Origin of the sequence: Salmonella sp. SA14318 (assembly GCF_029866905.1) — a bacterium.
In the GTDB taxonomy this organism is placed as follows: domain Bacteria; phylum Pseudomonadota; class Gammaproteobacteria; order Enterobacterales; family Enterobacteriaceae; genus Salmonella; species Salmonella enterica.
The window spans coordinates 81,826-108,281 of record NZ_CP123282.1 but is presented as its reverse complement, the minus strand read 5'-3'; the positions used below and the strand labels follow the sequence as shown (position 1 = coordinate 108,281).

Below are 26,456 nucleotides of genomic sequence, written 5' to 3'. Positions count from 1 at the left end.
TGATATTTATAATAAATAATTATTAATCATAAATTTAAAATCATTACTAAAATTTATTAATCGTGTAATGCCTTAGAAAATCTCAATCGTGATACAGCGCACAAATCGTTAATCTTCGCCCCCAGTAAATTAGGGGGAAATCATGCTGTTGCACGTTCTTTATTTAATTGGCATCACTGCCGAGGCCATGACGGGCGCACTCGCTGCGGGTCGTCGTCGCATGGATACATTCGGCGTAATTATTATTGCTACCGCCACCGCCATTGGTGGAGGCTCGGTTCGCGACATTCTGCTCGGTCACTATCCGCTGGGTTGGGTGAAGCATCCCGAATATGTCATTATTGTGGCGACTGCCGCTGTATTGACCACCATTGTTGCCCCCGTCATGCCCTATTTACGCAAGCTTTTCCTGGTACTTGACGCGCTGGGGTTGGTGGTTTTCTCTATTATTGGCGCTCAGATAGCCCTTGATATGGGCGAAGGGCCAATTATCGCCGTGGTAGCCGCCGTCACTACCGGCGTCTTTGGCGGCGTGCTCCGCGATATGTTCTGCAAACGCATTCCACTGGTGTTTCAAAAAGAGCTATATGCCGGCATTTCGTTCGCCTCGGCGGTGCTCTATATTGCGCTGCAACATTACGTCATGAATCCGGATGTCGTCGTTATCTCTACGCTACTGTTTGGCTTTACAGCAAGGTTATTAGCGCTACGTCTTAAACTTGGCCTGCCGGTATTTTATTACCGCCATGAAGGGCACTAAGACCCAAATCCTGGAATATGCTGAGCAGCCAGCCATCTGCTCAGCGTTTTGATCTGCGGATTATCCCGCCAGTCGATAACTCTCCCGGCACGGCGCTCGCCCGTCGCTGGCAACTGCCGCCAGTGTTGCTCTGTTCGCATTAATAACTGCTCCCATGAGCGATCGCCGCTGGCCTGTAATGCGGCCTGCGTTAAGGGGATATCCATCGCCATGATCCAGCGGGTAAACGGCTGCCGGCGCGCCAGGTTAAATTGCCGCCATATCTGCTCGCTTTTTCCTTTAGCAAAGCCTGGCGTGTTGGCTATTTGCGCTGACGTCAGGGTAAGCCAGGAGAAGATATGCTCAAAGCGATGCGTCTGATGCAAGGCCCGCCAGCTGGCTTCACCCATTCCGTCCAGACCCAACGCCGACCGTGACCCCAGCCATACCAGCCTGGAGATAAACTGTTCCTGACACGTTGCCGACGCGTAAAAGCAGGTCAGCGAGTTGAAATGGCTATCAGGCGGTACAGGCTTACTCCGCTCACGACTCCGCCAGACGACCTCATCAAGCCGGGGAATGCCTTGCCCCGCCAGACTCACCAGGATCTGATCGCCCGGCGCGATATCCCACGCTTCCCAACGTTTCACAGAGCCGATATTGACCCGTTGAACCCGCTTATCATCCAATATAACGGGGACAAGCGACGCTACTACGGTAATTTTGCCGCTTTTCCCCACCGAGAACTGAATAGCGCTCACTTGCGCGACCTGCGCTACTGGCGGATATTTCCATGCTGCCAGCCAGTCGCCCTGCCCGGGTCGCCAGTATTGTGCCGCGGGCTCTTTAGCCATGCGTATCACTACGCCATCCGTCACAAAGGGCAACGCTGACGTCAGCCATGACTGGCGCGCCCGCTCGACCTCGCTGGCATTTCTTACCGCCAGGGAATATTTCTTCGTCAGACTGAATCCAGCCTTAGCAAGTTGGCTTAATCTTTCGGGCATATTTGCCGGACCGTCCGGCCACGCCCAAATAAAAATACCCAACGAATTTAGCGCGGAGGCGTTATCCTGGCGCATTAACATTCCTGCGACTTTCGAGCGCGCATTCATCCCGCCCATCCGTTGCTGGATATGCCCCTCGCGCTGTAGAAAGATTTCGCCCTGCAACACCGCGTTAGCAAGCGCGCCTTGTGTTGTCTGCGGTATAGAGGGGATCAGGCGAATTTTTGGCGTCCAGTCCTCGCCTTGTAGTCCGTTACCCCGGCTAATAGCCCTGGTCAGTTTACCGTTTTGATAAACCAGCGTTACTGCTACGCCATCCACTTTTGGCTGTACCCAAAGCTCGCTGCGCCCGCGCATCCACTGTTCTACTGCCTGTCGGTCCGCGAGTTTACGTACGCCCGTGTGCGCAACAGGGTGCATTGTTGTACCGTTTAACGGCGGTGAAACCGGAGTAGATGAAACATCCTGACCAACACAGCGTTGCCACTGAACCAGTCTTGCGCTGAGTTGGTCGTACACACTATCGTCAACCGCGCTAACCCCTTGTTTCCAGTAGATGTCATTCCAGTCAGCGAGCTGTTGCTGTAAACGGGCGATTTCTTCAGCGGCCCTTGCTGGCGGCCAGGCCGGGCAAAGCGCCCCACTCTGCGAATGCCACAATAAAATTCCCCACGCCATACTTTTCCATAATCTCATCACGACCTCCTGCGCACATTGCCCGGCAGGTATAGCGCTTTAGTGAATAAAAACCGACAGGTAAAAATGCATCATCCGAGCCGCTTTCCAGATTTTTTGGTGGGTTGCTGCAACGACGCGATAAAAGCGGAAAAAGGGACGCAAAATGCAATAATCTGGCGCAAAAAGTGTGACAAAGACTACGTCGCATAACGGCGATGTGTATAATAAGCCCGTATCAAGGCTCTATTTCGATAATCACAGACGTAAGATACTCATGGCTCAAGGTACGCTTTATATTGTTTCTGCCCCCAGTGGCGCGGGTAAATCCAGCCTGATTCAGGCTTTATTAAAAACCCAACCGTTGTATGACACTCAGGTTTCCGTTTCACATACCACGCGCGCGCCGCGTCCGGGTGAAGTGCACGGTGAGCACTATTTCTTTGTAAATCATGATGAGTTTAAAACCATGATTGGCAGGGAGGCGTTTCTGGAGCACGCGGAAGTGTTTGGCAATTACTACGGCACTTCGCGCGAAACCATTGAGCAAGTGCTGGCAACCGGCGTTGATGTTTTTCTGGATATCGACTGGCAGGGCGCCCAGCAAATTCGCGAAAAGATGCCGCAAGCACGCAGCATTTTTATTTTGCCGCCGTCAAAGATCGAATTGGATCGCCGTTTACGCGGCCGCGGGCAAGATAGCGAAGAAGTCATTGCCAAACGAATGGCGCAAGCGGTTGCAGAAATGAGCCATTACGCCGAATATGATTATCTTATTGTGAATGACGACTTTGATACCGCGTTAAGCGACTTGAAAACCATCATTCGCGCTGAACGTCTGCGTATGAGCCGCCAAAAGCAGCGTCATGACGCTTTAATCAGCAAATTGTTGGCAGACTGAACCCACTTTCAGTATCATGCCCAGTCATTTCTTCACCTGTGGAGCATTTTAAGTATGGCACGCGTAACTGTTCAGGACGCTGTAGAGAAAATTGGTAACCGTTTTGACCTGGTACTGGTCGCCGCGCGTCGCGCTCGTCAGATGCAGGTAGGCGGAAAGGATCCGCTGGTACCGGAAGAAAACGATAAAACTACCGTTATCGCGCTACGCGAAATCGAAGAAGGTCTGATTAACAACCAGATCCTCGACGTCCGCGAGCGCCAGGAACAGCAAGAGCAGGAAGCCGCTGAATTACAAGCCGTTACCGCTATTGCTGAAGGTCGTCGTTAATCACAAAGCGGGTCGCCCTTGTATCTGTTTGAAAGCCTGAATCAACTGATTCAAACCTACCTGCCGGAAGACCAGATTAAGCGTCTTCGGCAGGCGTATCTCGTTGCACGTGACGCTCACGAGGGCCAGACACGTTCAAGCGGTGAACCCTATATCACGCACCCGGTAGCGGTGGCCTGTATTCTGGCCGAGATGAAACTCGACTACGAAACGCTGATGGCCGCTCTGCTGCATGACGTGATTGAAGATACCCCCGCCACCTATCAGGACATGGAACAGCTTTTCGGTAAAAGCGTTGCCGAGCTGGTAGAGGGGGTGTCGAAACTTGATAAGCTCAAGTTCCGCGATAAGAAAGAGGCGCAGGCCGAAAACTTTCGCAAAATGATTATGGCGATGGTGCAGGATATCCGCGTCATTCTTATTAAGCTTGCTGACCGTACCCATAACATGCGCACGCTGGGCTCATTACGCCCGGATAAACGTCGTCGTATTGCCCGTGAAACGCTGGAAATCTACAGTCCTCTGGCGCACCGTTTAGGTATTCATCACATTAAAACCGAGCTGGAAGAGCTGGGTTTTGAAGCGCTGTATCCCAATCGTTACCGCGTCATTAAAGAAGTGGTAAAAGCGGCGCGCGGCAACCGTAAAGAGATGATCCAAAAAATCCTCTCTGAAATCGAAGGACGCTTGCAAGAGGCGGGAATTCCGTGTCGCGTTAGCGGTCGCGAAAAACATCTTTACTCGATCTACTGTAAAATGGTGCTCAAAGAGCAGCGTTTTCACTCGATCATGGACATTTACGCGTTTCGCGTCATCGTTCATGACTCCGATACCTGCTATCGCGTACTCGGCCAGATGCACAGTCTCTATAAGCCGCGTCCGGGACGCGTGAAAGACTATATAGCCATTCCCAAAGCGAACGGCTATCAGTCTTTGCACACCTCGATGATCGGCCCGCACGGCGTTCCTGTTGAAGTCCAGATCCGTACCGAAGATATGGATCAGATGGCGGAAATGGGGGTCGCGGCGCACTGGGCGTATAAAGAACACGGTGAGACCAGCACCACGGCGCAGATCCGCGCCCAGCGCTGGATGCAGAGCCTGCTGGAGCTACAACAGAGCGCCGGTAGTTCGTTTGAATTTATCGAAAGCGTAAAATCCGATCTCTTCCCGGATGAGATTTACGTTTTCACCCCGGAAGGGCGCATTGTCGAACTGCCCGCTGGCGCTACGCCGGTGGATTTTGCCTATGCAGTGCATACCGACATCGGTCACGCCTGCGTCGGCGCGCGTGTCGACCGCCAGCCTTATCCGCTGTCGCAGCCGCTTAGCAGCGGTCAGACCGTCGAAATTATTACCGCGCCGGGCGCGCGTCCCAACGCCGCCTGGCTGAACTTTGTCGTCAGCTCTAAAGCGCGCGCTAAAATTCGTCAGTTGCTGAAAAACCTCAAACGTGATGACTCCGTAAGCCTGGGCCGTCGTCTGCTTAACCATGCCTTAGGCGGCAGTCGTAAGCTGGCGGAAATTCCGCAGGAAAATATTCAGCGCGAATTGGATCGTATGAAGCTGGCAACGCTTGACGATCTGCTGGCGGAAATCGGTCTCGGCAACGCGATGAGCGTAGTGGTCGCGAAAAATCTGCAGCAAGGCGAAGCCGTGGTGCCGACCGTTGCGCAATCGAATCACGGCCACCTGCCGATTAAAGGCGCGGATGGCGTGCTTATCACCTTTGCGAAGTGTTGTCGTCCGATCCCAGGCGACCCGATCATCGCTCACGTAAGCCCAGGTAAAGGACTGGTGATCCACCATGAATCCTGCCGTAATATCCGTGGATACCAGAAAGAGCCAGAGAAATTTATGGCGGTCGAATGGGACAAAGAGACGGAGCAGGAATTCATTACCGAAATCAAGGTGGAAATGTTTAACCATCAGGGCGCGCTGGCTAACCTGACGGCGGCGATTAATACCACCACCTCCAATATTCAAAGCCTGAATACTGAAGAGAAAGATGGTCGCGTCTATAGTACCTTTATTCGCCTTACCGCACGCGATCGCGTACATCTGGCGAATATCATGCGCAAAATTCGCGTGATGCCAGACGTCATTAAAGTCACCCGTAACCGAAACTAGCGCTATGAATCCAAAACGTTATGCGCGTATATGCGAAATGCTCGCCAGGCGTCAGCCTGATCTCACGGTCTGCATGGAGCAAGTCCACAAACCTCATAACGTTTCTGCAATCATTCGTACCGCAGATGCCGTTGGCGTCCATGAAGTCCATGCTATCTGGCCAGGTAGCCGGATGCGCACCATGGCTTCCGCGGCGGCGGGCAGCAACAGTTGGGTACAGGTGAAAACTCACCGTACCATTGGCGATGCGGTAGCCCATTTGAAAGGACGGGGAATGCAGATTCTGGCAACCCATCTTTCTGATAAGGCCGTAGACTTTCGCGAGATTGATTACACGCGCCCGACCTGTATTCTGATGGGTCAGGAGAAAACCGGTATTACGCAGGAAGCATTAGACCTGGCGGATCGGGATATCATCATTCCGATGATCGGTATGGTACAGTCGCTGAACGTTTCCGTCGCCTCCGCGCTCATTCTTTATGAAGCCCAGCGCCAGCGGCAGAACGCGGGCATGTATCTGCGTGAAAATAGCATGTTGCCGGAAGATGAACAGCAGCGCCTGCTGTTTGAGGGTGGTTATCCGGTGCTGGCGAAAGTCGCTAAACGTAAAGGTCTGCCTTATCCTCGCGTCAATCAGCAGGGCGAAATCGACGCCGATGCTGACTGGTGGGCGACGATGCAGGCAGCAGGGTAATCACCATGTCAGGCCGCTTGTTAGACGCTGTTCCGCTCAATTCCCTGACAGGCGTCGGCGCAGCGCAAAGCAGTAAACTGGCGAAAATTGGCCTGCACACCGTGCAGGACCTCCTGCTCCACCTCCCTCTGCGTTACGAAGACCGCACCCATCTCTACCCCATTGGCGAACTGCTGCCTGGCATCTACGCCACCGTTGAAGGCGAAGTGCTGAACTGCAATATCACTTTCGGCGGTCGTCGGATGATGACCTGCCAGATTAGCGACGGTTCCGGCATTCTTACCATGCGCTTTTTCAATTTTAACGCAGCGATGAAAAACAGCCTGGCGACGGGACGACGTGTGCTGGCCTACGGGGAAGCGAAGCGCGGCAAGTATGGCGCAGAGATGATCCATCCGGAATATCGCCTGCAGGGCGATCTCAGCACGCCGGAACTTCAGGAAACGCTCACCCCCGTCTATCCGACCACCGAGGGCGTGAAGCAAGCGACACTGCGCAAGCTTACCGATCAGGCGCTGGAGTTGCTCGACACCTGCGCCATTGCCGAACTACTGCCGCCGGAACTGGCGCAGGGTATGATGAGCCTGCCGGAGGCGCTACGTACCTTGCATCGCCCGCCGCCGACGCTCCAGCTCGCCGATTTAGAAACCGGCAAACACCCGGCGCAGCGGCGGCTTATTCTTGAAGAGCTACTGGCGCATAATCTCAGTATGCTGGCACTTCGCGCAGGCGCGCAGCGTTATCACGCTCAGCCGCTAAGTACCAACAACATATTGAAAGACAAGCTGCTGGCGTCGTTGCCGTTTAAACCCACCAGCGCGCAGGCGCGGGTGGTAGCAGAGATCGAACGTGATATGGCGCTCGATGTGCCGATGATGCGTCTGGTTCAGGGCGACGTCGGCTCAGGGAAAACGCTGGTTGCGGCGCTTGCCGCCTTGCGCGCTATTGCCCACGGTAAGCAGGTGGCGCTGATGGCGCCGACCGAATTGCTGGCTGAACAGCACGCAAATAATTTCCGCAACTGGTTCGAACCGTTGGGCGTTGAAGTGGGTTGGCTGGCCGGTAAGCAAAAAGGTAAAGCGCGTCAGGCGCAGCAAGAGGCTATTGCCAGCGGTCAGGTGCAGATGATTGTCGGCACCCACGCTATCTTTCAGGAACAGGTGCAGTTCAACGGCCTGGCGCTGGTTATTATCGATGAGCAGCACCGCTTTGGCGTCCACCAGCGGCTGGCATTGTGGGAAAAAGGCCAGCAGCAGGGCTTTCATCCGCATCAGTTGATTATGACCGCAACGCCCATTCCGCGCACCCTGGCGATGACTGCCTACGCCGATCTCGATACCTCGGTGATTGACGAGCTCCCGCCGGGCCGTACCCCTGTCACTACCGTTGCTATTCCGGATACCCGTCGCCATGAAATCATTGATCGTGTGCGCAACGCCTGCACAACCGAAGGCCGTCAGGCCTACTGGGTCTGTACGCTGATTGAAGAGTCTGACCTGCTGGAAGCGCAGGCGGCGGAGGCCACCTGGGAGGAACTCAAGCTGGCGTTACCGGAGTTGAATATTGGCCTGGTACACGGCCGCATGAAGCCCGCCGAAAAACAGGCGGTGATGCAGGCCTTTAAGCAGGGTGAACTGCATCTGCTGGTCGCCACTACGGTGATTGAGGTGGGGGTCGATGTTCCTAACGCCAGCCTGATGATTATTGAAAACCCCGAGCGGCTGGGCCTGGCGCAGCTGCACCAGCTCAGAGGACGCGTTGGCCGTGGCGCGGTCGCGTCGCACTGCGTGCTGCTCTATAAATCACCGTTGTCGAAAACGGCGCAGAAGCGTTTACAGGTATTGCGCGACAGCAACGACGGCTTTGTGATTGCACAAAAAGATTTAGAGATTCGCGGCCCGGGGGAATTACTGGGCACGCGCCAGACGGGTAACGCCGAATTTAAAGTAGCTGATTTGCTGCGCGATCAAGCCATGATCCCCGAAGTTCAGCGTATTGCCCGTCATATTCACGAACGTTATCCGCAGCAGGCACAAGCGCTGATTGAGCGCTGGATGCCGGAAACCGAACGTTATTCCAACGCCTAATCCTATTCGCCGCGCGACAGAGCCGACAGAAGATCCTCAATCTGGATAGCGATAACGTCCTGGGCTGCCAGGGCATCGCGCGAGATACGCGTTGCCATCGCACTCTCCGGCTCGTCCCGCAGCATTGCCGCCGCCTTCTGCACCCCGTCGAGGATCATCTCCGACGTTAACTGCCGGGTTAAAAACGCCAGATTATTTTCCAACCACGGTTCTTCCGTCGCACCTAATGGCGGTTGCCACTGCCACGAGCCTTCTGGCCAAAGCGGGTTAACCTCTACCGGATAAATTAAATGTGCGGCGTACTGCAACGCGCATACCGCTTTACCCGGCGTATCCAGTAACCACCACTGATTCCAGAGCGAACGGATAAACGGCGCAATGCCACCGAGAACATTGAAGGTATCCAGCCAGGTCAGCGGAGAATTGAAACCGCGCTCGTGATTGATTCGCGCCAGCATGGTCTCCAGCAAAAAATGCCGTACCTGCTGGCGCTGAGCGGCATCCATCATTTCCCGCCAGAGATAAGGCCGCCGTAACGCGCGCAGGAAAGACTCCTCGAAGTGATCGCCATAGCCATGGGTTAACAGCGTTTCGCGCCAACAGGCAAGGCACAGAGGAAACAGATAACGAAACAATTCCGGCTGCATCGGCTCGTGGTAAACCAGATTCAGCACATAATAAACGCTCAGATGCCAATCGGTAATCTGCCGCCAGTCCGTCGCCGCCAGCGCCTGCAACTCAGCATCGGCATAGTCAAACTCCGCTTCCCATACGTTAAGAACCGGCGGCTCATCGCCAAAAATATGACGACAGCGTTCACGCAGGGTTTCAGGTTGACGGCAACGTTTGTTCATCTTTATCCGGCAAACATTGGCAGCATCAGGTACAGCTTGATCACCAAAGCATTGACGATATCGATAAAGAACGCGCCGACCATCGGCACCACCAGGAACGCCATATGCGAGGGACCAAAACGGTCGGTAATCGCCTGCATATTAGCAATGGCGGTCGGCGTTGCGCCCAGGCCAAAACCGCAGTGACCCGCCGCCAGCACCGCCGCATCGTAGTTTTTCCCCATCATGCGCCAGGTGACGAAGATCGCGTACAGCGCCATGAAGATGGTCTGTACCACCAGAATCGCCAGCATCGGCAGCGCCAGCGACGCCAGTTCCCACAGCTTCAGGCTCATCAGCGCCATTGCCAGGAACAGTGACAAACTCACGTTCCCCAGCACCGAAACAGCACGCTCAAATACGCGATAAAAACCCACCAGCGCCAGGCCATTGCTGAGGATCACCCCAACAAATAGCACACAAACGAAGACCGGCAGTTCAAGCACCGTTCCCGCCAGTAGCTGCGCTACGATTTTGCCCACGGTCAGACAGATAGCAATCAGGGCGATAGTTTCGATTAGCACCAGAGAGGTGATCATACGACCCACATCCGGCTTTTCAAAGGCTGTCGGCACGGCCTGATCGTCAGGCATTCCATCCGGCGTGGTGGAGTGTTTCACCAGATAACGCGCTACCGGGCCGCCAATCAACCCGCCCAGCACCAGGCCAAAGGTTGCACATGCCATCGCAACTTCGGTGGCATTGGCAAAACCATAACGTTCGACAAACAGTTTACTCCACGCCGCGCCGGTACCGTGTCCGCCGGACAGCGTAATTGACCCGGCAATCAGCCCCATTAACGGGTCCAGCCCCAACAGACTCGCCATGCCGATACCGATGGCATTCTGCATCAGCAGTAATCCGACCACGACGACCAGGAAGACGCCAACAACGCGTCCCCCCTTGCGCAGGCTGGCAAGGTTAGCGTTAAGGCCGATCGTCGCGAAAAACGCCAGCATCAACGGATCGCGCAGGGTCATATCAAAGTTGACCTCCCAACCGACGCTTTTTTTCAGTACCAGCAGAGCAACCGCGACCAGTAACCCCCCCGCCACCGGCTCCGGAATCGTATATTTCTTCAGTAAGGAGACAGACTGGACCAGCTTGCGACCCAGTAGCAGCACCAGCGTGGCGGCGACAAGGGTCGATAAGGTATCGAGTTCAAACATTTAAAGCTCCTGTAGTGCGCTGTGACATGTGCGCACAAATCATTTCCTGAGTCAGTTTTTTAGCTCTTTGCGAGTCTTCGGCATGGATTTTAAGCAGAAAAAGGCAAAAAGTTATATAAAAAGGTGCATTTATCTTTTTTAAATATTAAGAATATTCGCTCGCAATCGTTTGCTTTTACCACCTGGTCAGATAAAATCACCGCTTTTCCACCACGAGAATGTCCCTGATGTCCGTTAACACCATCGAGCCGGCAGATGCGCAACCGGTTGCGCAGACGCAAAACAGCGAATTAATTTACCGTCTTGAAGATCGCCCGCCGCTCCCTCAAACCCTTTTTGCCGCTTGTCAGCATCTGCTGGCCATGTTTGTCGCGGTAATCACGCCAGCGCTGTTAATCTGCCAGGCGTTGGGTTTACCGGCGCAGGATACGCAGCACATTATCAGCATGTCGCTGTTCGCCTCCGGCGTAGCCTCTATTATTCAAATCAAAGCATGGGGGCCGGTAGGATCGGGGCTGTTATCCATCCAGGGAACCAGTTTTAACTTTGTCGCCCCGCTGATTATGGGCGGTACCGCGCTGAAAACCGGCGGCGCGGACGTCCCGACGATGATGGCGGCGCTGTTCGGCACGCTGATGCTGGCAAGCTGCACCGAGATGGTGCTTTCTCGCATTCTACATCTGGCGCGCCGGATTATCACGCCGTTAGTCTCCGGCGTCGTGGTGATGATTATTGGCCTGTCGCTGATTCAGGTGGGGCTAACCTCCATCGGCGGCGGCTATGCCGCCATGAGCGACAACACCTTTGGCGCACCGAAAAACCTGCTGCTGGCCGGCGTCGTCCTGGCCATTATTATCCTGCTGAATCGGCAGCGTAATCCCTACCTGCGCGTGGCTTCTTTGGTTATTGCCATGGCGGCAGGCTATCTTTTGGCCTGGTTTATGGGCATGTTGCCTGAGAATAACGCGCCAGTCTCACAGGATATCCTGATGGTGCCGACCCCGCTGTATTATGGTCTGGGCATTGACTGGAACCTGTTACTGCCGTTGATGCTGGTCTTTATGATTACGTCGCTGGAGACCATCGGCGACATCACCGCCACCTCTGATGTCTCCGAGCAGCCGGTATCCGGCCCCTTGTACATGAAACGGCTAAAGGGCGGCGTACTGGCTAACGGCCTGAACTCATTTGTTTCAGCGGTATTTAATACGTTCCCGAATTCCTGTTTCGGTCAGAACAACGGCGTAATTCAGTTGACCGGCGTCGCCAGTCGCTATGTGGGATTTGTCGTCGCGCTGATGCTGATTGTACTCGGCCTGTTCCCGGCGGTAAGCGGTTTTGTGCAGCATATCCCGGAACCGGTGCTCGGCGGCGCCACGTTGGTGATGTTCGGCACCATTGCCGCCTCCGGGGTGCGTATTGTCTCGCGTGAGCCACTGAACCGCCGCGCGATTCTGATTATCGCCCTGTCGCTGGCCGTGGGTCTTGGCGTCTCGCAACAGCCGCAGATCCTGCAGTTCGCGCCGGAATGGGTGAAAAATCTGCTCTCATCCGGAATTGCCGCTGGCGGCATCACGGCTATCGTGCTGAACCTGATTCTCCCGCCGGAAAAACCGTAAAAACCCTGCGGCGGCGACACGATTCGCCGCTGCTGTAACGCTCTTTCACCATTCCTGTCTTGAGGATTGCACGCAAATCGTGCATAAATCCCCTATGTGCATTTCACGGGATGGAAGACCATGAAATTGATTGGGAGGTTGCTTCTCTACGTGCTGATCGCCTGTTTAGTGGTGATTTTCGGCTTTTATTTTCTGCTGCAAACGCGCTGGGGCGCAGATCATGTCAGCAACTGGGTATCAGAGAACAGCGGTTATCACCTCACATTCGACGTGATGGATCATCGTTTTTCCGCCCCATCCCATCTTTTACTGGAGAATGTGACCTTTGGTCGTGATGGTCAGCCTGCTACCCTGGTCGCGAAAACCGTAGATATCGGTCTGAGCATTCGCCAGTTAACCGCGCCGCTGCATGTCGACACGATCCTGTTACAGGACGGCACGCTGAATATTTCAGTGCAAACCGCCCCTTTCCCGTTTGAGGCCGACCGCCTGCAACTTCGCAATATGGCGCTCAATAGTCCCGGCAGCGAATGGCGGTTGAGCGCCCAGCGCGTTAACGGCGGCGTTATGCCCTGGCGCCCCGAAGCCGGTCGGGTATTAGGCAATAAAGCCCAGATCCAACTGAGCGCCGGTTCGCTGACGTTAAACGACGTTCCCGCCACTAATGTGCTTATTGAAGGCAGTATCGACCATAATCAGGTGATGTTAAACACCGTCGGCGCCGATATGGCGCGCGGAGCGTTAACCGGCGTCGCCCGACGTAACGCTGATGGTAGTTGGGTCGTTGAAAATCTGCGGCTGAATGATATTCGGTTACAAAGCGATAAATCCCTGAGCGAGTTTTTCGCGCCGCTGACTACGGTTCCATCTTTGCAGATTGGTCGTCTTGAAGTGACGGACTCCAGCCTGCAAGGACCAGACTGGGCAGTCACCGATCTTGACCTGAGTTTGCGCAATCTGACTCTGCGCAAAGAAGACTGGCAAAGTCAGGAAGGTAAATTATCGATGAACGCCAGCGAGTTTATTTACGGCTCACTGCACTTGCTCGATCCAATCCTGAACGCCGAATTTTCACCACAGGGCGTTGCGCTACGCCAGTTCACCACCCGCTGGGAAGGCGGTATGGTCAGAACTTCCGGCGCCTGGTTACGCGAAGGCAAAGCGCTTATTCTGGACGATACCGCTATCGCCGGGCTGGAGTATACGCTGCCGGAAAACTGGAAGCAGTTATGGATGAAGCCGCTGCCCGACTGGTTGAACAGCCTGACGCTGAAAAAATTCAGCGCCAGCCGCAATCTGGTGATTGATATCGACCCGGCCTTCCCGTGGCAAATCACCGCCCTGGACGGCTACGGCGCAAACCTGGAGCTGGTACAACATCATCAATGGGGCGTCTGGAGCGGCAATGCGACCCTCAACGCCGCAGCGGCAACCTTTAACCGTGTGGACGTGCGCCGCCCGTCGCTGTCGTTGACGGCTAATGCCAGCACGGTCAACATCAGCGATCTGAGCGCGTTTACTGGAAAAGGGATACTGGAAGCCACTGCCAGCGTATCGCAACTGCCGCAGCGTCAGACGCAAATCAGCCTGAACGGACGCGGCGTACCAATGGATGTGCTACAGCAGTGGGGCTGGCCGGCATTACCGATTGCTGGCGATGGCAATATTCAGCTCACGGCCAGCGGCAATATTCAGGCCGATGCGCCGTTGAAACCGACGGTAAACGGGCAATTACACGCGGTCAACGCACAAAAGCAGCAGATAACGCAGACGATGCAAGCGGGCGTGGTGTCCGGCGGGGAAGTGACGTCAACGGAGCCAGCGCTGTAATTGAGGGCTTGCCCGGTGGCGGTGGCGCTTACCGGGCTTACGGTTCTTGCTCATTTGTAGGCCGGATAAGCGCAGCTCACGGCGCCATCCGGCGATTCAGATTTAAAGCGTAATTACCACTTCATTTCCCTGCGGGGTGACCACTACGCCCAGTTCACTTCCCGCATATGAACCGCATTTGGTACCGCTAATCTGCGTAATATTACGCAGACACAGCGTCCAGTTGCGCGCCTCGCCTTCGCCGCTCACCGTAATGGTATTGCCTGTGCGTTTCGCCTGCAGCGTAAAGATTGTCGAACCATCCGTAGCAGGGACTTCGCAGACCGCTTCGCAACCGTCATCCAGATGGAATAACTGGAAGGCCGTACCCTCATGCCAGGCGTAATCGGGCTTCTGGCTATTGTTGCCCAGCGCCAGTAGTGTATTGTCACGCACGTACACTGGCAGACTCAGGAAGTCATGCTGCTGTTTATGCCAGCGGCTGCCCTGCACTTCATCGTTGCGCCACAGGTGCGTCCAGCGGCCTTCTGGCAGGTAGAACTCCACGTCGCCCGCTTCACTAAATACCGGCGCTACCATGACCGCATCTCCCAGCATGTACTGGCGATCAAGATAATCACACGCCGGATCGTCCGGGAACTCCAGCATCATCGCCCGCATCATTGGCGTACCGGCTTCGTTGGCACGCGCCGCTTCCCGATACAGATACGGCATCATCCGGCACTTCTGTTCGGTGAAGAAGCGCACCACGTCACAGGACTCGTCGTCATAGGCCCACGGAACCCGGTAGGATTTGCTACCGTGCAGGCGGCTGTGGCTGGAGAGCAAGCCGAATGCGCACCAACGCTTGTAGACATGCGCCGGCGCGGTATTCTCGAATCCGCCAATATCATGACTCCAGAAGCCAAACCCTGACAGGCCGATGGACAGCCCGCCGCGCAGGCTTTCCGCCATCGATTCGTAGTTGGCGTAGCAGTCGCCGCCCCAGTGCACCGGGAACTGTTGCGCGCCCACCGAGGCGGAACGGGCGAACAGCACCGCCTCTTCAACGCCCACGGTCTCTTTCAGCACGTTCCACACCAGTTCGTTGTAGATGTAGGCATAATGGTTGTGCATTTTCTGTGGATCTGAACCATCAAACCACTGCACATCCGTTGGAATGCGTTCGCCGAAGTCAGTTTTGAAGCAGTCCACTCCCATCTCCACCAGGCCCTTCAGCTTGTCGGCATACCATTCGCAGGCTTGCGGGTTGGTGAAGTCGTAAATCGCCAGTCCCGGCTGCCATTTATCCCACTGCCACAAGGAGCCGTCCGGGCGTTTTAGCAAATATCCTTTCTCTTTCAGCTCCTGGAAGACCGGGGATTTCTGGCCGATGTAGGGGTTAATCCACACGCAGACTTTCAGCCCTTTCGCTTTCAGGCGGCGAATCATCCCTTTCGGATCGGGGAAAGTCACCGGGTCCCATTCAAAATCGCACCACTGAAAAGCTTTCATCCAGAAACAGTCGAAGTGGAAGACGTGCAGCGGCAGATTGCGCTCGGCCATACCGTCGATAAAGCTGTTAACGGTCGCTTCGTCGTAGTTGGTGGTGAATGAGGTGGTCAGCCACAGGCCAAACGACCAGGCAGGCGGCAGCGCCGGACGACCCGTAAACTGGGTATAGCGGTTCAGCACGTCTTTCGGGGTCGGGCCGTCGATGACGAAGTATTCCAGATACTCGCTCTCGACGCTGAACTGAACTTTGGAGACTTTCTCGGAGCCAATTTCAAACGACACGCACTGCGGATGATTCACCAGCACACCGTAGCCACGGTTGGTGATATAGAACGGGATATTCTTGTACGATTGCTCGGTGCTGGTGCCGCCGTCGCGGTTCCAGGTCTCCACCGTCTGACCGTTACGCACCAGCGCGGTAAAGCGCTCGCCAAGCCCGTAGACGGTTTCGCCCACGCCGAGATCCAGACGCTCGAACATGTAGTTGCGCCCGCTGTTGGTGTCCTGCACATAGCCGTTATTTTTCAACTGGCTACCGGTGATACGTACACCGTTGCGCAGAAAATCCAGAGACCAGAGCTCGCCTTTGGTGACGCGCACGCTCAGGCTGCCGCTCTTGAGTTCGGCAAATTCGGCGTTGTTCCGCATCTCCACGTTGATATCTTGCAAGACATTGAGTGGGTAATGTGGGCCGTTATCCAAAGCGCCCTGGAAGTGTTCCATCCGTACACCTATCACTCCGTCCTGCGGCGAGAAAAAGCGTAGGGTAAACAACGGGGTATCCAGTTGCCAGGTTCGTTCGCGGACATCGCGCGGCGCGGCATAGATCACCATCTCATTCCCGTGCTGTTCAACGTCGAACACCTGAACCGGGTGAATCAAATTAAGGCCAGGCTGGATCAGCCAGTTTCCGTCGCTAATTTTCATAGTCTGTTCCTTTAGTTTTGCAATTCTTTATGGGTAAATTCTTGTTCGTTGCGGTGTGCGCCCTGCGCCAGTTGTTCCAGAATGGTTTTCAGGAACGGGCTTTTCAGGGTGTAGTAGCGTTTAGCGATCGCGGCGCTCAGCAGATAACAGATGGCCGGGACGATAGTGAACAGAGCGATGATGATGCTGATCGTGGCGCTGTTTTGCGTTTTCGCCGCCGCGTCGTAACCGCCGCCTGCCAGCATCCAGCCAATCAGCGCCCCGCCGAGGGCAAGACCCAGTTTCAGCACGAACAACGTGCCGGCAAAACTGATCCCCGTCAGGCGTTTGCCGTTACACCATTCGCCATAGTCGACGGTGTCAGACATCATCACCCACTGGATAGGCGTGACTAACTGGTGCAACACGCCAATCACGAAGATAAAGACGAACATAGCGATCGTGGCGTGCATCGGTACGAAGAACATCGCCACGCTGATTACTGCGAGTAAAGCATTGGTCCACCAGAAAACGCTCACTTTGCATTTCCAGTCGGTCAACGGTTTTGCCAGCGCCGAGCCAATCAGGTTGCCGACGCAATAGGTGGTGAGGAAGGCGACAAACACGCCCGGTTTGCCCAATATCCAGGTGACGTAATACATCATCGCCCCGCCGCGCACGCATACCGCCAGAATATTCAGGATGGTGAGCAGGCCGACTATGCGCCACTGGTCGTTGTGCCAGATATCACGCAGGTCTTCACGCATGGAGGTATGGGTAGCAGGCGCTTCAACGCGCTCTTTGGTGATAAAGAAGCAGAACGCCAGCATCAGGAACGCCACCACCGAGAGCACCGCGATACCCCCCTGGAAGCCCAGCGCCTTATTCTCGCCGCCAATCAGTTTCACCAGAGGCATCATCAGTACGGTAGAAAGCATTCCGCCCGCCGTTGCCAGCACAAAGCGCCAGGATTGCAGGGAGATACGCTGCGTTGGGTCATTGGTTATTACACCCCCCAACGCGCAGTAAGGGATGTTGACCACAGTGTACAGAAGGGTGAGCAACGTGTAGGTGATGGCGGCATAAATCATTTTGCCGTTCAGACTGAGATCCGGCGTGCTATAAGCCAGCACACAAACGATACCAAACGGCAACGCGCCAAACAGCACCCAGGGTCGGAATTTGCCCCAGCGAGAGCGGGTGCGGTCGGCCAGCAGGCCCATGCAAGGGTCGGAGATGGCATCAAGCGCACGCGCCAGTAAAAACATGGTGCCAACAAAACCAGCGGGAATGCCGAAAATATCGGTATAGAAGAACATCATATATAACATGACGTTATCAAAGATGATGTGGCTCGCGGCATCGCCCATACCATAGCCAATCTTCTCCTTAACGGAGAGAATCTCACTTTTCATTACGCATCCTTAACGCTTACAACGCTCACTGATACCGGTTACAGTTTTTGTAAACCTTCCCTGCGAGCGTGAATATTCCGTTATTTGGTTATCAAATTACGATTCTTGTTTTCTGTGATCAGGGTAGCGCCAAAAAGTGTGATGAAATGTAACTAATGGATTTTATGGGGGTTTATATGAAACCGATCATGGCAGAAGGAAAGGGAAGTTAAAAAAGCACGGGAGGGGATGTGGAAACGCCAGGAAGTAGCTATAATGCGCGCGCCTCCATGTAGCAATCGAGGCGCGGAAGATCGTCGTCTCCGGTGAGGCGGCTGGACTTCAAATCCAGTTGGGGCCGCCAGCGGTCCCGGGCAGGTTCGACTCCTGTGATCTTCCGCCAATTAGCCTCTTCTGAACTAAATAAAATGAATTGCCACGCGCCCGTGGACTTCGGTATCCGACCCGAGCCTTTATCCCCACACGTTGCATCAACCACCAGACTTTGCTTACACCGCATTGTTCCTGATATCCCGCAGATCGAGACAGATCTTGCGATAGCCATAAACACAGCCCGATTCTAGCCAGAACTGCCTGTATGCCCCGTCAGATTCAGGTCAACATGATGCCGTCGTGAATGTGGCGGCTTTATCCAGGCGTAAAGACTATGGGTAGTAATATCAAGACGTGTTGCGACGCTGGAAACAGAATGGCCGCGCTCAATAATCTGTTTTACCGCTTTAATTTTAAACGCTTCGGGATAACATTTACCGCTCATGGGCTCTTCTCTTTAAGTCATCTTAAATGACTCAGCGGTGTCTGTTAAACCTGTGGCGATTCATTCCTCCGTTTTATCCAGACGAAATTATCCTGATAATGTGCTGTAGCGGCTGAATGACTTAATATCACATCAACCTAAACACTGAATAGTTTCTCAGTTACCTGATTTTTCATTGTTATCTATTAGATACTGCAAGCATTTTATCTTTATACCCTTTCTCTCCCATACGTTCTGTTTATTCTTAACCCCTCCCATTATTATATTTCAGTAGTAATATATCCGTATACATTCTTATACCATGTGCTCATATTGCTCCACATAATCGTGCTATTCACATTTAGAGATCACGTCATCGATCTGCTGACGAAGGAATCTCTATGCGTAAAGCCCGTCTCACTGAGCATCAGAACATCGCCGTAATTAAGTTGGTCGAAGCTGGACGAGCGGTTAAAGATATCTGCCAGGAGGCGGATATTTGTGAAGTGACTGACGACATCTATAGACATTAGGTTTGACCACATCCTGTTTCTCACTAATGTGCTCCGGGAAAGAGTTTTCATCAGATGAGCAATTGAAAAGAGAAGCCAGAGGCTGAAGTTGCCTCGACCGATAAGTCTGTCGGTTGCTCAGACTGTCACGATCAGAATTAAGTCAGATCGACTTATTGGCAAGGTATGACTCCCAGCGTTAAGTTACAAGATTTTCTCATGGCATTAGCATTACACCTCCTTAAAGTTTACATGCGTCTCTATAAAAGAGTCTTAAATTTGTATATAAGAAGTTGATGAGAGCACAAATACCACCATTAAGTCATTGAATAACAAGGAAATAAAAGAAAAATCTTAAATTAGGTTTTAATAATAAGAATTCATTACAGGTTTACAGGAATTACTTTTATATTTCATCACATCACCCCGATAGTGACTAAGGCAGCAGACAGATGGTATTGAGAACCGTTATTTATCACTCTCATGATTTAGCAAATAGTGCTGTTTTAAGGTTTTTTATGATATTGGAGATTTTGTATAAAAATCCCAATGGGTGAAATACGAATCCGAAATGATGTATTACGACTGTCGGATCTGTCATGGTTCCTTAAAGCTGTATTTTAGGTCTTTCCAGGAGTTTATGACACTGACAATAATTCGCGACTTTTGACAGCCGTAGCACGGTATATTATCTGGATTGACACATTTATTTACCAATGAAATATTAATAGAAACATCGACGGGAGTCGTTCAGGATGATGAGAAAGCCTTCACAAATTGTCCATTGCATTAGTTGCGATTTATCCTGTCAATTATTCCCTGACAGCGCAGTACGGGTGCAATACTGCCATAATGCGGCATTTTCCATCTGGCCAGATGGTAATGCTTTCCTGAAAAAAGGGTTTATTGAAAAGTTATTGCTTGATAGACACAACCATTTATCCAGCGGTTTTATCTTTGTTGATTTTTCTTTCCCGAATCTTCGACGATTTACCGATCTGCAATGGGCTGACAGTCTGGCAGATAGTGGCATGCATATTGTCCTGATTTCTGACAGAAGTTTAACTCCGCTGGCTAATTACTGGATTTTGAAAAGCAATAAAATACAAGGAATTATTTATTCCGATGACGATGATATTGTGCAACAGCAAAAGATGCACCGCTTGTTTACTGGTCGGCTCGCCAACAGTAAACGTGGACGAACGCTTAACTATACGGAATTTATATTACTGAAGCGCTTTGTATCAGGAATAAGTATTCAGCAGATTGTAAATATTGACAATATTGATATTAAGAAACTTTATGTGCATAAGCTGCGGCTTGAAAATAAGCTAGGGCATAGCATTCATAAAATAATATCAAATATTTTATAGAACCGTTTCCATTTTTATTATTTCCATATTATTGCGATGTGGAAGACGCTTTACGCCATAATGCAGGAGGCAGAATGCCAACTCCCCAAAATTACTCATTCATCGCCATAGCGGTATCAGCAGCGTTAGCCTCTATGGTATTTCCCTCCCAGGCGGCCTGGGTCGACGTTGATAGTCTGCCATCCAGTGGGCTGGTTAGTCAGTTGCCGCCGGAATTACAGGCTATTATTCCCGCTCAGGCCAGTACCGGTTTCACCAAAGTCGGTACCATGCCCAACTACGTTTATCAGTGGAACACCGGCACCATCCCGGTTTATGGCAATGGCCTCACGCTTAATGGGCCGGGCGCGGAGGCGTTTGAACACACTGTCACGGTTATTCAAAACAGCGGGACGGGAAGTCCGGGCGTGATTTTTGGCAACGACCTGACCATTCGGACGCAGTCGGCGAATGCCGCGAATAATGGTAGAGACGTCGATGGCATCCGTACTCACGGCGCAAATACTCCGGATAACCCGGTATTTATTATTACCGGTGACCGTACCAACATCTACGTGGATGGTCAGGATGGTGACGGTATTAACGCCGGATATAACTCACTGGGCCAGGGTTGGACCGGATCGGCCAATATTTACGTCGGCGACGATCTGTATATCAAAACAACAGGTAGCCAGGGACGTGGAATTACAGCTAACGCCATGCGGGATGCGTCACGTGCCAAAAATACGATTGTCGTCGGCAATCGTGCACATATTGTTACTACCGGCGACAGTTCGGAGGGGCTGCGTACCGGACAAAGCGGTTCGTTGATTCGTCTGGGTGACGATGCAACCATCGAAACCTCCGGCGCATCCTCAACGGGGATTTACGCAGCATCCTCCTCCAGAACCGAGCTTGGCAACAACGCTACTATTACGGTGAACGGTGCCAGCGCACACGCGGTATATGCAACTAACGCTACCGTTAATTTGGGAGAGAATGCCACTATTAGCGTTAACAGCGCCAGTAAGGCTGCATCCTATAGTAAAGCCCCTGCCGGTTTATACGCCCTCTCCCGAGGCGCCATTAATCTGGCAGGCGGTGCGGCTATTACTATGGCGGGCGATAACAGTAGCGAAAGTTACGCCATCAGCACGGAAACTGGCGGCATTGTTGACGGTTCTTCAGGAGGTCGTTTCGTCATCGACGGTGATCTTCGTGCTGCTGGCGCCACCGCTGCCAGCGGTACGCTACCGCAGCAGAACAGTACGATTAAGCTCAATATGACGGACAACTCGCGATGGGACGGGGCGTCGTACATCACCAGCGCTACGGCGGGCACAGGCGTTATCTCTGTACAAATGAGCGATGCGACCTGGAATATGACCAGCAGCTCAACGCTCACTGACCTGACGCTGAATAGTGGCGCAACCATTAACTTCAGCCATGAAGATGGCGAGCCATGGCAAACGCTCACCATCAATGAAGATTATGTAGGCAACGGCGGTAAGCTGGTCTTTAATACTGTGCTCAACGATGATGATTCCGAAACGGACAGGCTGCAGGTTCTCGGCAATACTTCAGGCAACACATTTGTTGCAGTAAATAATATTGGAGGAGCCGGGGCGCAAACCATTGAAGGTATTGAAATTGTTAACGTTGCTGGCAATTCCAACGGTACTTTCGAAAAAGCAAGCCGTATTGTTGCCGGAGCCTATGACTACAACGTGGTGCAGAAAGGTAAAAACTGGTATCTGACCAGCTACATTGAGCCGGACGAACCGATTATTCCTGATCCAGTAGACCCTGTTATCCCTGACCCTGTCGTTCCCGATCCGGTGGACCCTGATCCAGTAGACCCGGTTATCCCTGACCCTGTGATTCCCGATCCGGTGGACCCTGAGCCAGTAGACCCTGAGCCAGTAGACCCGGTCATCCCTGATCCGACAATTCCTGACATAGGGCAATCTGACACACCGCCGATAACAGAACATCAGTTCCGTCCGGAAGTGGGCAGCTATCTTGCCAACAACTATGCGGCAAATACGCTGTTCATGACGCGTCTCCATGACCGTCTGGGTGAAACCCAGTACACCGACATGCTGACGGGTGAGAAGAAGGTCACCAGCCTGTGGATGCGTAACGTCGGCGCCCATACTCGCTTCAACGATGGCAGCGGGCAGCTAAAAACCCGCATCAACAGCTATGTGTTACAACTGGGAGGCGATCTGGCACAGTGGAGCACTGACGGTCTTGACCGTTGGCATATTGGTGCAATGGCAGGTTATGCCAACAGCCAGAACCGCACGCAGTCTTCCGTGAGTGACTATCATTCCCGTGGTCAAGTCACCGGTTACAGCGTCGGCCTTTACGGCACCTGGTATGCTAACAATATCGATCGGTCTGGGGCTTATGTGGATACCTGGATGCTGTACAACTGGTTTGATAACAAGGTCATGGGTCAGGATCAGGCCGCTGAGAAATATAAATCCAAAGGAATTACCGCCTCGGTTGAAGCCGGTTACAGCTTCAGGTTAGGTGAAAGCGCGCATCAAAGCTACTGGTTGCAGCCCAAAGCGCAGGTGGTATGGATGGGCGTGCAGGCTGACGACAATCGCGAAGCCAATGGTACCCTCGTCAAGGATGATACCGCCGGTAATCTGCTAACCCGCATGGGCGTAAAAGCCTATATTAACGGCCACAATGCTATTGATAACGATAAATCTCGAGAGTTCCAGCCATTCGTGGAAGCGAACTGGATCCATAATACGCAGCCTGCCAGCGTGAAGATGGACGATGTCAGCAGCGATATGCGTGGTACGAAAAATATTGGTGAACTGAAAGTGGGTATTGAAGGACAAATTACCCCGCGCCTGAACGTATGGGGTAACGTGGCGCAGCAGGTAGGTGACCAGGGCTATAGTAATACCCAAGGCCTACTGGGGGTTAAATACAGTTTTTGATTCAGGTAACAACAGAGCCGCTGATCTTCAGCGGCTTTTACCCGGAAGCGCTTTCATTTGGCTGATACGTTCCATGAACGGCTCCCAAAACAGCTTAATGTGTACAGAAAAATATCGGGCGTTTCCCGATGGTGAACATAAAGCCACGATGGCCCTGAGTCAGGATGGTGTAACTGATGCTTTTCCCTGGATAGACATAAAAATCGGGTAAAACCGTCTCGATAACCGCATCGGACAGTGTTTCGTCACGCGTGACTTTGTTGATATCCGTCGATATAAAATGGGTGCTGTCTTTATTTTCACTCCATACATAGGAAACATCACGGCGGATCACGCCGCTCATTTTATTATCGACGTAATACGTTCCGCTGATGGAAACCACTCCAGTGCGTTTTTTCAGCGAATACATAAAGTCCAGCGTCAGGTTAGCCTGAGTGTTGTTATAAAACACAATCACAGGCGCCGTACATTTCTCTGGATCCCGGTTCTTTTCCGTATATAAATGAAAAAGATGCCCAAGCCCTACTCCCAGAAACAGTAGCGTCAGGCAGGCTAACATCAGTGCCTTTTTACCCATGTGTCACCCCGCGGAAAAAAAGCGTCACGCAGCCTGTATCACCGCGCGTTTTATAAGGTTGCTGACAAATCAATGCCGTAACCGCAGGGGTGCGACTACTGGAAGGGAAATAGACCCATGGGTATTTCTGACAATCCATACCGGTTTTTAGAATCATTGACTTATAGCTTGCAAAGCGGCTACCGCTTTCGATATCTTCATTCCGCGAGAAAAAATGACAACCCTGCGTTGTTTCAACCAGCGTGTAGCGATCGTAAAAATCCTTATCGGGAACGGTTTGCCAGCTTATAGTGCCAAGCAAAATACCGACAGCAAATGTCCCGGTCATCCAAAGTACAGGTACATAATGTTTAAACCAACGCCCTGACATACGCGGTGGCGTCTCACCCTTTTTTTCTATTGCCTGAGCGAAGTCTTTGCGGATGGTCATGAGGCTCACACCAGGCTCAATCTGAAAGCCTCTACGCGGAACCGTGATTATCAGCGTATCTTCATTTTCGCCAACGGTACGTAATCCGCGGCGAATAATGGAGATATTCTGATAAAGCGTATTTGCCGACACCACCATGCCGTCTTCTTCCCACACTTTTTGAAAGAATGTTTGTTGTGAGACGACGGAGGGGGCGTTTTCCAGCAGAAGGCGCAAGCAGCGGCTGGCGGGCGTTGTCAGAATAATGTTGAGATCTGGCCTCGATAATGACGCCAGGCGATTCATTTCTGGATTAAATTCAATATTATCGTTAATTATCCATAACATCGCATTGTTACCATGCCAAAACATAACGTAGTTGGAGAGGGTTAATAGACACCACTGAGTATAGTCTGATGCTGTGGCTGCGCAGCAGGACATGGATTGTCCCTTGCACATACCGATCATATAGAAGAGCGAGAGGCATAAGACATTAACAGGTAAGCGTAGACACCGCTTTTCTCATTATAGCAGACTCAGGGGTGAAAGTACGTTTGGTTTTCTTGTTCGTTAAGTCTCCTGTTTTGTATTGAGGTGAGAATATCACCTTTAATCAAGTGGCCAAATTTACTGTGCCACTACGTTTTAATATCTCATAGATAAATCATGAGAAAATATATCCTGACAATCTATATCATATGAAAGACAAGGTTTTATTCAACGTGTTCCTATAATGACTTGTAATATCCAAAAAAGCAGCACTCGTTATGTAGGGATAGTTTCCAATTTATTAAGAGTTACAGTAGCCATACTTAATAAAAGCACGCTTCCCACTTAATATTTAAGCTGTGCTTTATGTTATTTAAATATAAATAAGTTAATCCTTAACCCACATATTTCAAATTTATACCAAATAATTTTAAAATTATCTATCAGAAACAATTTGCAGGGACATAGTTTGTTTTTTCAATCAATAATCCTCTCTGACATGTAAAATAGAAACATTTATTCATAATATGAATATTGTTGTGATAACAAATTCGCGTGAAAGTAAATCGACTGAAGGTGATGTCGATGAATATTCCTTCAGAAAGAACTCACCAGGGTAATCCAGGATCGGCAACGGATTACTGTCATCAGCTTAAAAACGGAAATCGCCCCGGCGATTAATGACTTTAACACTGATAGTGACTATCAGTGAAAGGCAACAACAAGGAATGAATTATGTCTACACCCGCGAATTTTAACGGTCAACGCCCTGCCATTGATGCTAACGACGCAGTAATGCTGCTGATTGACCACCAAAGTGGCCTGTTTCAGACCGTCGGCGACATGCCGATGCCGGAATTACGCGCGCGCGCCGCGGCGCTGGCTAAGATCGCTACCTTATGCAATATGCCGGTCATTACTACCGCATCCGTACCACAGGGACCAAATGGTCCGCTGATTCCGGAAATCCATGCGAATGCGCCCCACGCGCAATATGTCGCGCGTAAAGGGGAAATTAATGCCTGGGATAATGCCGATTTTGTACAAGCGGTAAAAGCGACAGGCCGTAAAACGCTGATCGTCGCCGGTACTATTACCAGTGTCTGCATGGCTTTTCCAGCCATCAGCGCCGTCGCGGAAGGGTACAAGGTATTTGCGGTAATTGATGCCTCCGGTACGTACAGTAAAATGGCGCAGGAAATTACGATGGCCCGCGTGGTGCAGGCGGGCGTAGTACCAATGGATACCGCGGCGGTAGCCTCTGAGCTGCAACGTACCTGGAATCGGGAAGATGCCGCAGAATGGGCGGATGTATATACCAAAATATTCCCGGCCTATCAGCTACTGATTGAAAGTTATACCAAAGCGCAGGAAGTAGTAAAAAATAATGAACTGCTGGATTCTCAACGCGCATAAATAACGCCCTGAAGCGGCTAAATAGCCCCATTTAATGGGGCTATTTTACTTGCCATTTTGGACCTGGGCAGTGCTCGCCAAAACGCGTTAGCGTTTTGAACGCCGCTTGCGGC

At 52.2% G+C, this 26,456-nt stretch carries 18 protein-coding genes, 1 tRNA gene and 2 pseudogenes; 13 read left to right on the top strand and 8 right to left on the bottom strand.

All coding sequences use genetic code 11. From position 1 onward, the window contains the following. The first annotated feature begins 142 nt into the window (after positions 1-142). A complete protein-coding gene (locus QEN32_RS00500) occupies positions 143-760 on the top strand; it encodes a trimeric intracellular cation channel family protein (protein ID WP_000924334.1) in 618 nt (205 codons plus the stop codon). Here the strand turns inward: QEN32_RS00500 and ligB are convergent. Continuing rightward, on the bottom strand, positions 757-2,442 hold the full coding sequence (gene ligB / locus QEN32_RS00495; protein WP_265322187.1) for an NAD-dependent DNA ligase LigB: 1,686 nt from the start codon (positions 2,440-2,442) through the stop codon (positions 757-759). The two genes, QEN32_RS00500 and ligB, sit on opposite strands and share 4 nt — an antisense overlap. A gap of 256 nt (positions 2,443-2,698) precedes the next feature. On the opposite strand from ligB, the gene gmk reads away from it, so the two are divergent. The 5 genes from gmk to recG are packed head-to-tail and all read left to right on the top strand — an operon-like array spanning position 2,699 to position 8,563. Next, positions 2,699-3,322, top strand: a complete 624-nt coding sequence (gene gmk / locus QEN32_RS00490) for a guanylate kinase (RefSeq protein WP_000046966.1) — start codon at positions 2,699-2,701, stop codon at positions 3,320-3,322. A 54-nt stretch (positions 3,323-3,376) separates the two neighbouring features. Then, positions 3,377-3,652, top strand: a complete 276-nt coding sequence (gene rpoZ / locus QEN32_RS00485) for a DNA-directed RNA polymerase subunit omega (protein WP_000135058.1) — start codon at positions 3,377-3,379, stop codon at positions 3,650-3,652. Between the two features lie 18 nt (positions 3,653-3,670). Beyond that, positions 3,671-5,782 (top strand): bifunctional GTP diphosphokinase/guanosine-3',5'-bis pyrophosphate 3'-pyrophosphohydrolase, encoded by a 2,112-nt coding sequence (gene spoT, locus QEN32_RS00480; protein ID WP_000280481.1) that lies wholly within the window; start codon positions 3,671-3,673, stop codon positions 5,780-5,782. Between the two features lie 4 nt (positions 5,783-5,786). Next, positions 5,787-6,476, top strand: coding sequence for a tRNA (guanosine(18)-2'-O)-methyltransferase TrmH (gene trmH, locus QEN32_RS00475; RefSeq protein WP_001068436.1), 690 nt, complete (start codon positions 5,787-5,789; stop codon positions 6,474-6,476). 5 nt (positions 6,477-6,481) lie between these two features. After that, positions 6,482-8,563 (top strand): ATP-dependent DNA helicase RecG, encoded by a 2,082-nt coding sequence (gene recG / locus QEN32_RS00470; RefSeq protein ID WP_000016748.1) that lies wholly within the window; start codon positions 6,482-6,484, stop codon positions 8,561-8,563. A 2-nt stretch (positions 8,564-8,565) separates the two neighbouring features. Here the strand turns inward: recG and QEN32_RS00465 are convergent, their stop codons facing one another. Next, positions 8,566-9,417, bottom strand: coding sequence for a hypothetical protein (locus QEN32_RS00465; protein ID WP_265322186.1), 852 nt, complete (start codon positions 9,415-9,417; stop codon positions 8,566-8,568). 2 nt (positions 9,418-9,419) lie between these two features. Continuing rightward, a complete protein-coding gene (gltS, locus tag QEN32_RS00460) occupies positions 9,420-10,625 on the bottom strand; it encodes a sodium/glutamate symporter (protein WP_000462251.1) in 1,206 nt (401 codons plus the stop codon). Between the two features lie 227 nt (positions 10,626-10,852). Here gltS and xanP point away from each other — a divergent pair, with 227 nt between their 5' ends. Both xanP and QEN32_RS00450 read left to right on the top strand, forming a co-directional pair. Beyond that, entirely contained in the window at positions 10,853-12,244 is a 1,392-nt protein-coding gene (gene xanP, locus QEN32_RS00455) for a xanthine/proton symporter XanP (protein ID WP_265322185.1), read from the top strand. 120 nt (positions 12,245-12,364) lie between these two features. Then, positions 12,365-14,074 carry an AsmA family protein gene (locus tag QEN32_RS00450; protein WP_000766665.1) on the top strand — a complete coding sequence of 570 codons (1,710 nt, stop codon included), beginning with the start codon at positions 12,365-12,367 and terminating at the stop codon, positions 14,072-14,074. Between the two features lie 102 nt (positions 14,075-14,176). Here QEN32_RS00450 and yicI read toward each other — a convergent pair whose 3' ends face one another. Further along, positions 14,177-16,495 (bottom strand): alpha-xylosidase, encoded by a 2,319-nt coding sequence (gene yicI / locus QEN32_RS00445; RefSeq protein WP_280144437.1) that lies wholly within the window; start codon positions 16,493-16,495, stop codon positions 14,177-14,179. Positions 16,496-16,506: 11 nt separating this feature from the next. Further along, positions 16,507-17,889, bottom strand: coding sequence for a glycoside-pentoside-hexuronide family transporter (locus QEN32_RS00440; protein WP_023206760.1), 1,383 nt, complete (start codon positions 17,887-17,889; stop codon positions 16,507-16,509). Between the two features lie 287 nt (positions 17,890-18,176). On the opposite strand from QEN32_RS00440, the gene QEN32_RS00435 reads away from it, so the two are divergent. Further along, positions 18,177-18,271: transfer RNA gene (locus QEN32_RS00435), tRNA-Sec, on the top strand. Positions 18,272-18,306: 35 nt separating this feature from the next. Here the strand turns inward: QEN32_RS00435 and QEN32_RS00430 are convergent. Further along, positions 18,307-18,646: pseudogene (locus tag QEN32_RS00430) on the bottom strand (transposase); the annotation flags it as partial. Positions 18,647-19,026: 380 nt separating this feature from the next. Here QEN32_RS00430 and QEN32_RS00425 point away from each other — a divergent pair. The 3 genes and pseudogenes from QEN32_RS00425 to misL all read left to right on the top strand — a co-directional run. Continuing rightward, positions 19,027-19,131 (top strand): annotated as a pseudogene (locus tag QEN32_RS00425) (transposase); the annotation flags it as partial. A gap of 761 nt (positions 19,132-19,892) precedes the next feature. Continuing rightward, positions 19,893-20,510 carry a helix-turn-helix transcriptional regulator gene (locus tag QEN32_RS00420; protein WP_000984806.1) on the top strand — a complete coding sequence of 206 codons (618 nt, stop codon included), beginning with the start codon at positions 19,893-19,895 and terminating at the stop codon, positions 20,508-20,510. A 74-nt stretch (positions 20,511-20,584) separates the two neighbouring features. After that, positions 20,585-23,452 (top strand): intestinal colonization autotransporter adhesin MisL, encoded by a 2,868-nt coding sequence (gene misL, locus QEN32_RS00415; protein WP_265322184.1) that lies wholly within the window; start codon positions 20,585-20,587, stop codon positions 23,450-23,452. Positions 23,453-23,546: 94 nt separating this feature from the next. Here misL and QEN32_RS00410 read toward each other — a convergent pair whose 3' ends face one another. Both QEN32_RS00410 and QEN32_RS00405 read right to left on the bottom strand, forming a co-directional pair. Further along, complete coding sequence (locus QEN32_RS00410; protein WP_001521985.1) at positions 23,547-24,011, bottom strand: hypothetical protein; 465 nt, start codon at positions 24,009-24,011, stop codon at positions 23,547-23,549. 10 nt (positions 24,012-24,021) lie between these two features. Further along, entirely contained in the window at positions 24,022-24,879 is an 858-nt protein-coding gene (locus QEN32_RS00405) for a transcriptional regulator (protein ID WP_017442028.1), read from the bottom strand. A 783-nt stretch (positions 24,880-25,662) separates the two neighbouring features. Between QEN32_RS00405 and QEN32_RS00400 the strand changes: the two genes are divergently transcribed. Beyond that, the gene (locus QEN32_RS00400; RefSeq protein WP_000106464.1) at positions 25,663-26,343 is read left to right on the top strand and encodes an isochorismatase family protein; all 681 of its coding nucleotides are present in this window, start codon (positions 25,663-25,665) and stop codon (positions 26,341-26,343) included. Positions 26,344-26,456: the final 113 nt, after the last annotated feature.

Excerpts from the sequence above, each read along its gene's own strand:
- QEN32_RS00500 (WP_000924334.1), top strand. The coding sequence starts at position 143 with ATGCTGTTGCACGTTCTTTATTTAATTGGCATCACTGCCGAGGCCATG.
- ligB (WP_265322187.1), bottom strand. The coding sequence starts at position 2,442 with ATGAGATTATGGAAAAGTATGGCGTGGGGAATTTTATTGTGGCATTCG.
- gmk (WP_000046966.1), top strand. The coding sequence starts at position 2,699 with ATGGCTCAAGGTACGCTTTATATTGTTTCTGCCCCCAGTGGCGCGGGT.
- rpoZ (WP_000135058.1), top strand. The coding sequence starts at position 3,377 with ATGGCACGCGTAACTGTTCAGGACGCTGTAGAGAAAATTGGTAACCGT.
- trmH (WP_001068436.1), top strand. The coding sequence starts at position 5,787 with ATGAATCCAAAACGTTATGCGCGTATATGCGAAATGCTCGCCAGGCGT.
- recG (WP_000016748.1), top strand. The coding sequence starts at position 6,482 with ATGTCAGGCCGCTTGTTAGACGCTGTTCCGCTCAATTCCCTGACAGGC.
- QEN32_RS00465 (WP_265322186.1), bottom strand. The coding sequence starts at position 9,417 with ATGAACAAACGTTGCCGTCAACCTGAAACCCTGCGTGAACGCTGTCGT.
- gltS (WP_000462251.1), bottom strand. The coding sequence starts at position 10,625 with ATGTTTGAACTCGATACCTTATCGACCCTTGTCGCCGCCACGCTGGTG.
- xanP (WP_265322185.1), top strand. The coding sequence starts at position 10,853 with ATGTCCGTTAACACCATCGAGCCGGCAGATGCGCAACCGGTTGCGCAG.
- QEN32_RS00450 (WP_000766665.1), top strand. The coding sequence starts at position 12,365 with ATGAAATTGATTGGGAGGTTGCTTCTCTACGTGCTGATCGCCTGTTTA.
- yicI (WP_280144437.1), bottom strand. The coding sequence starts at position 16,495 with ATGAAAATTAGCGACGGAAACTGGCTGATCCAGCCTGGCCTTAATTTG.
- QEN32_RS00440 (WP_023206760.1), bottom strand. The coding sequence starts at position 17,889 with ATGAAAAGTGAGATTCTCTCCGTTAAGGAGAAGATTGGCTATGGTATG.
- QEN32_RS00420 (WP_000984806.1), top strand. The coding sequence starts at position 19,893 with ATGATGAGAAAGCCTTCACAAATTGTCCATTGCATTAGTTGCGATTTA.
- misL (WP_265322184.1), top strand. The coding sequence starts at position 20,585 with ATGCCAACTCCCCAAAATTACTCATTCATCGCCATAGCGGTATCAGCA.
- QEN32_RS00410 (WP_001521985.1), bottom strand. The coding sequence starts at position 24,011 with ATGTTAGCCTGCCTGACGCTACTGTTTCTGGGAGTAGGGCTTGGGCAT.
- QEN32_RS00405 (WP_017442028.1), bottom strand. The coding sequence starts at position 24,879 with ATGTCCTGCTGCGCAGCCACAGCATCAGACTATACTCAGTGGTGTCTA.
- QEN32_RS00400 (WP_000106464.1), top strand. The coding sequence starts at position 25,663 with ATGTCTACACCCGCGAATTTTAACGGTCAACGCCCTGCCATTGATGCT.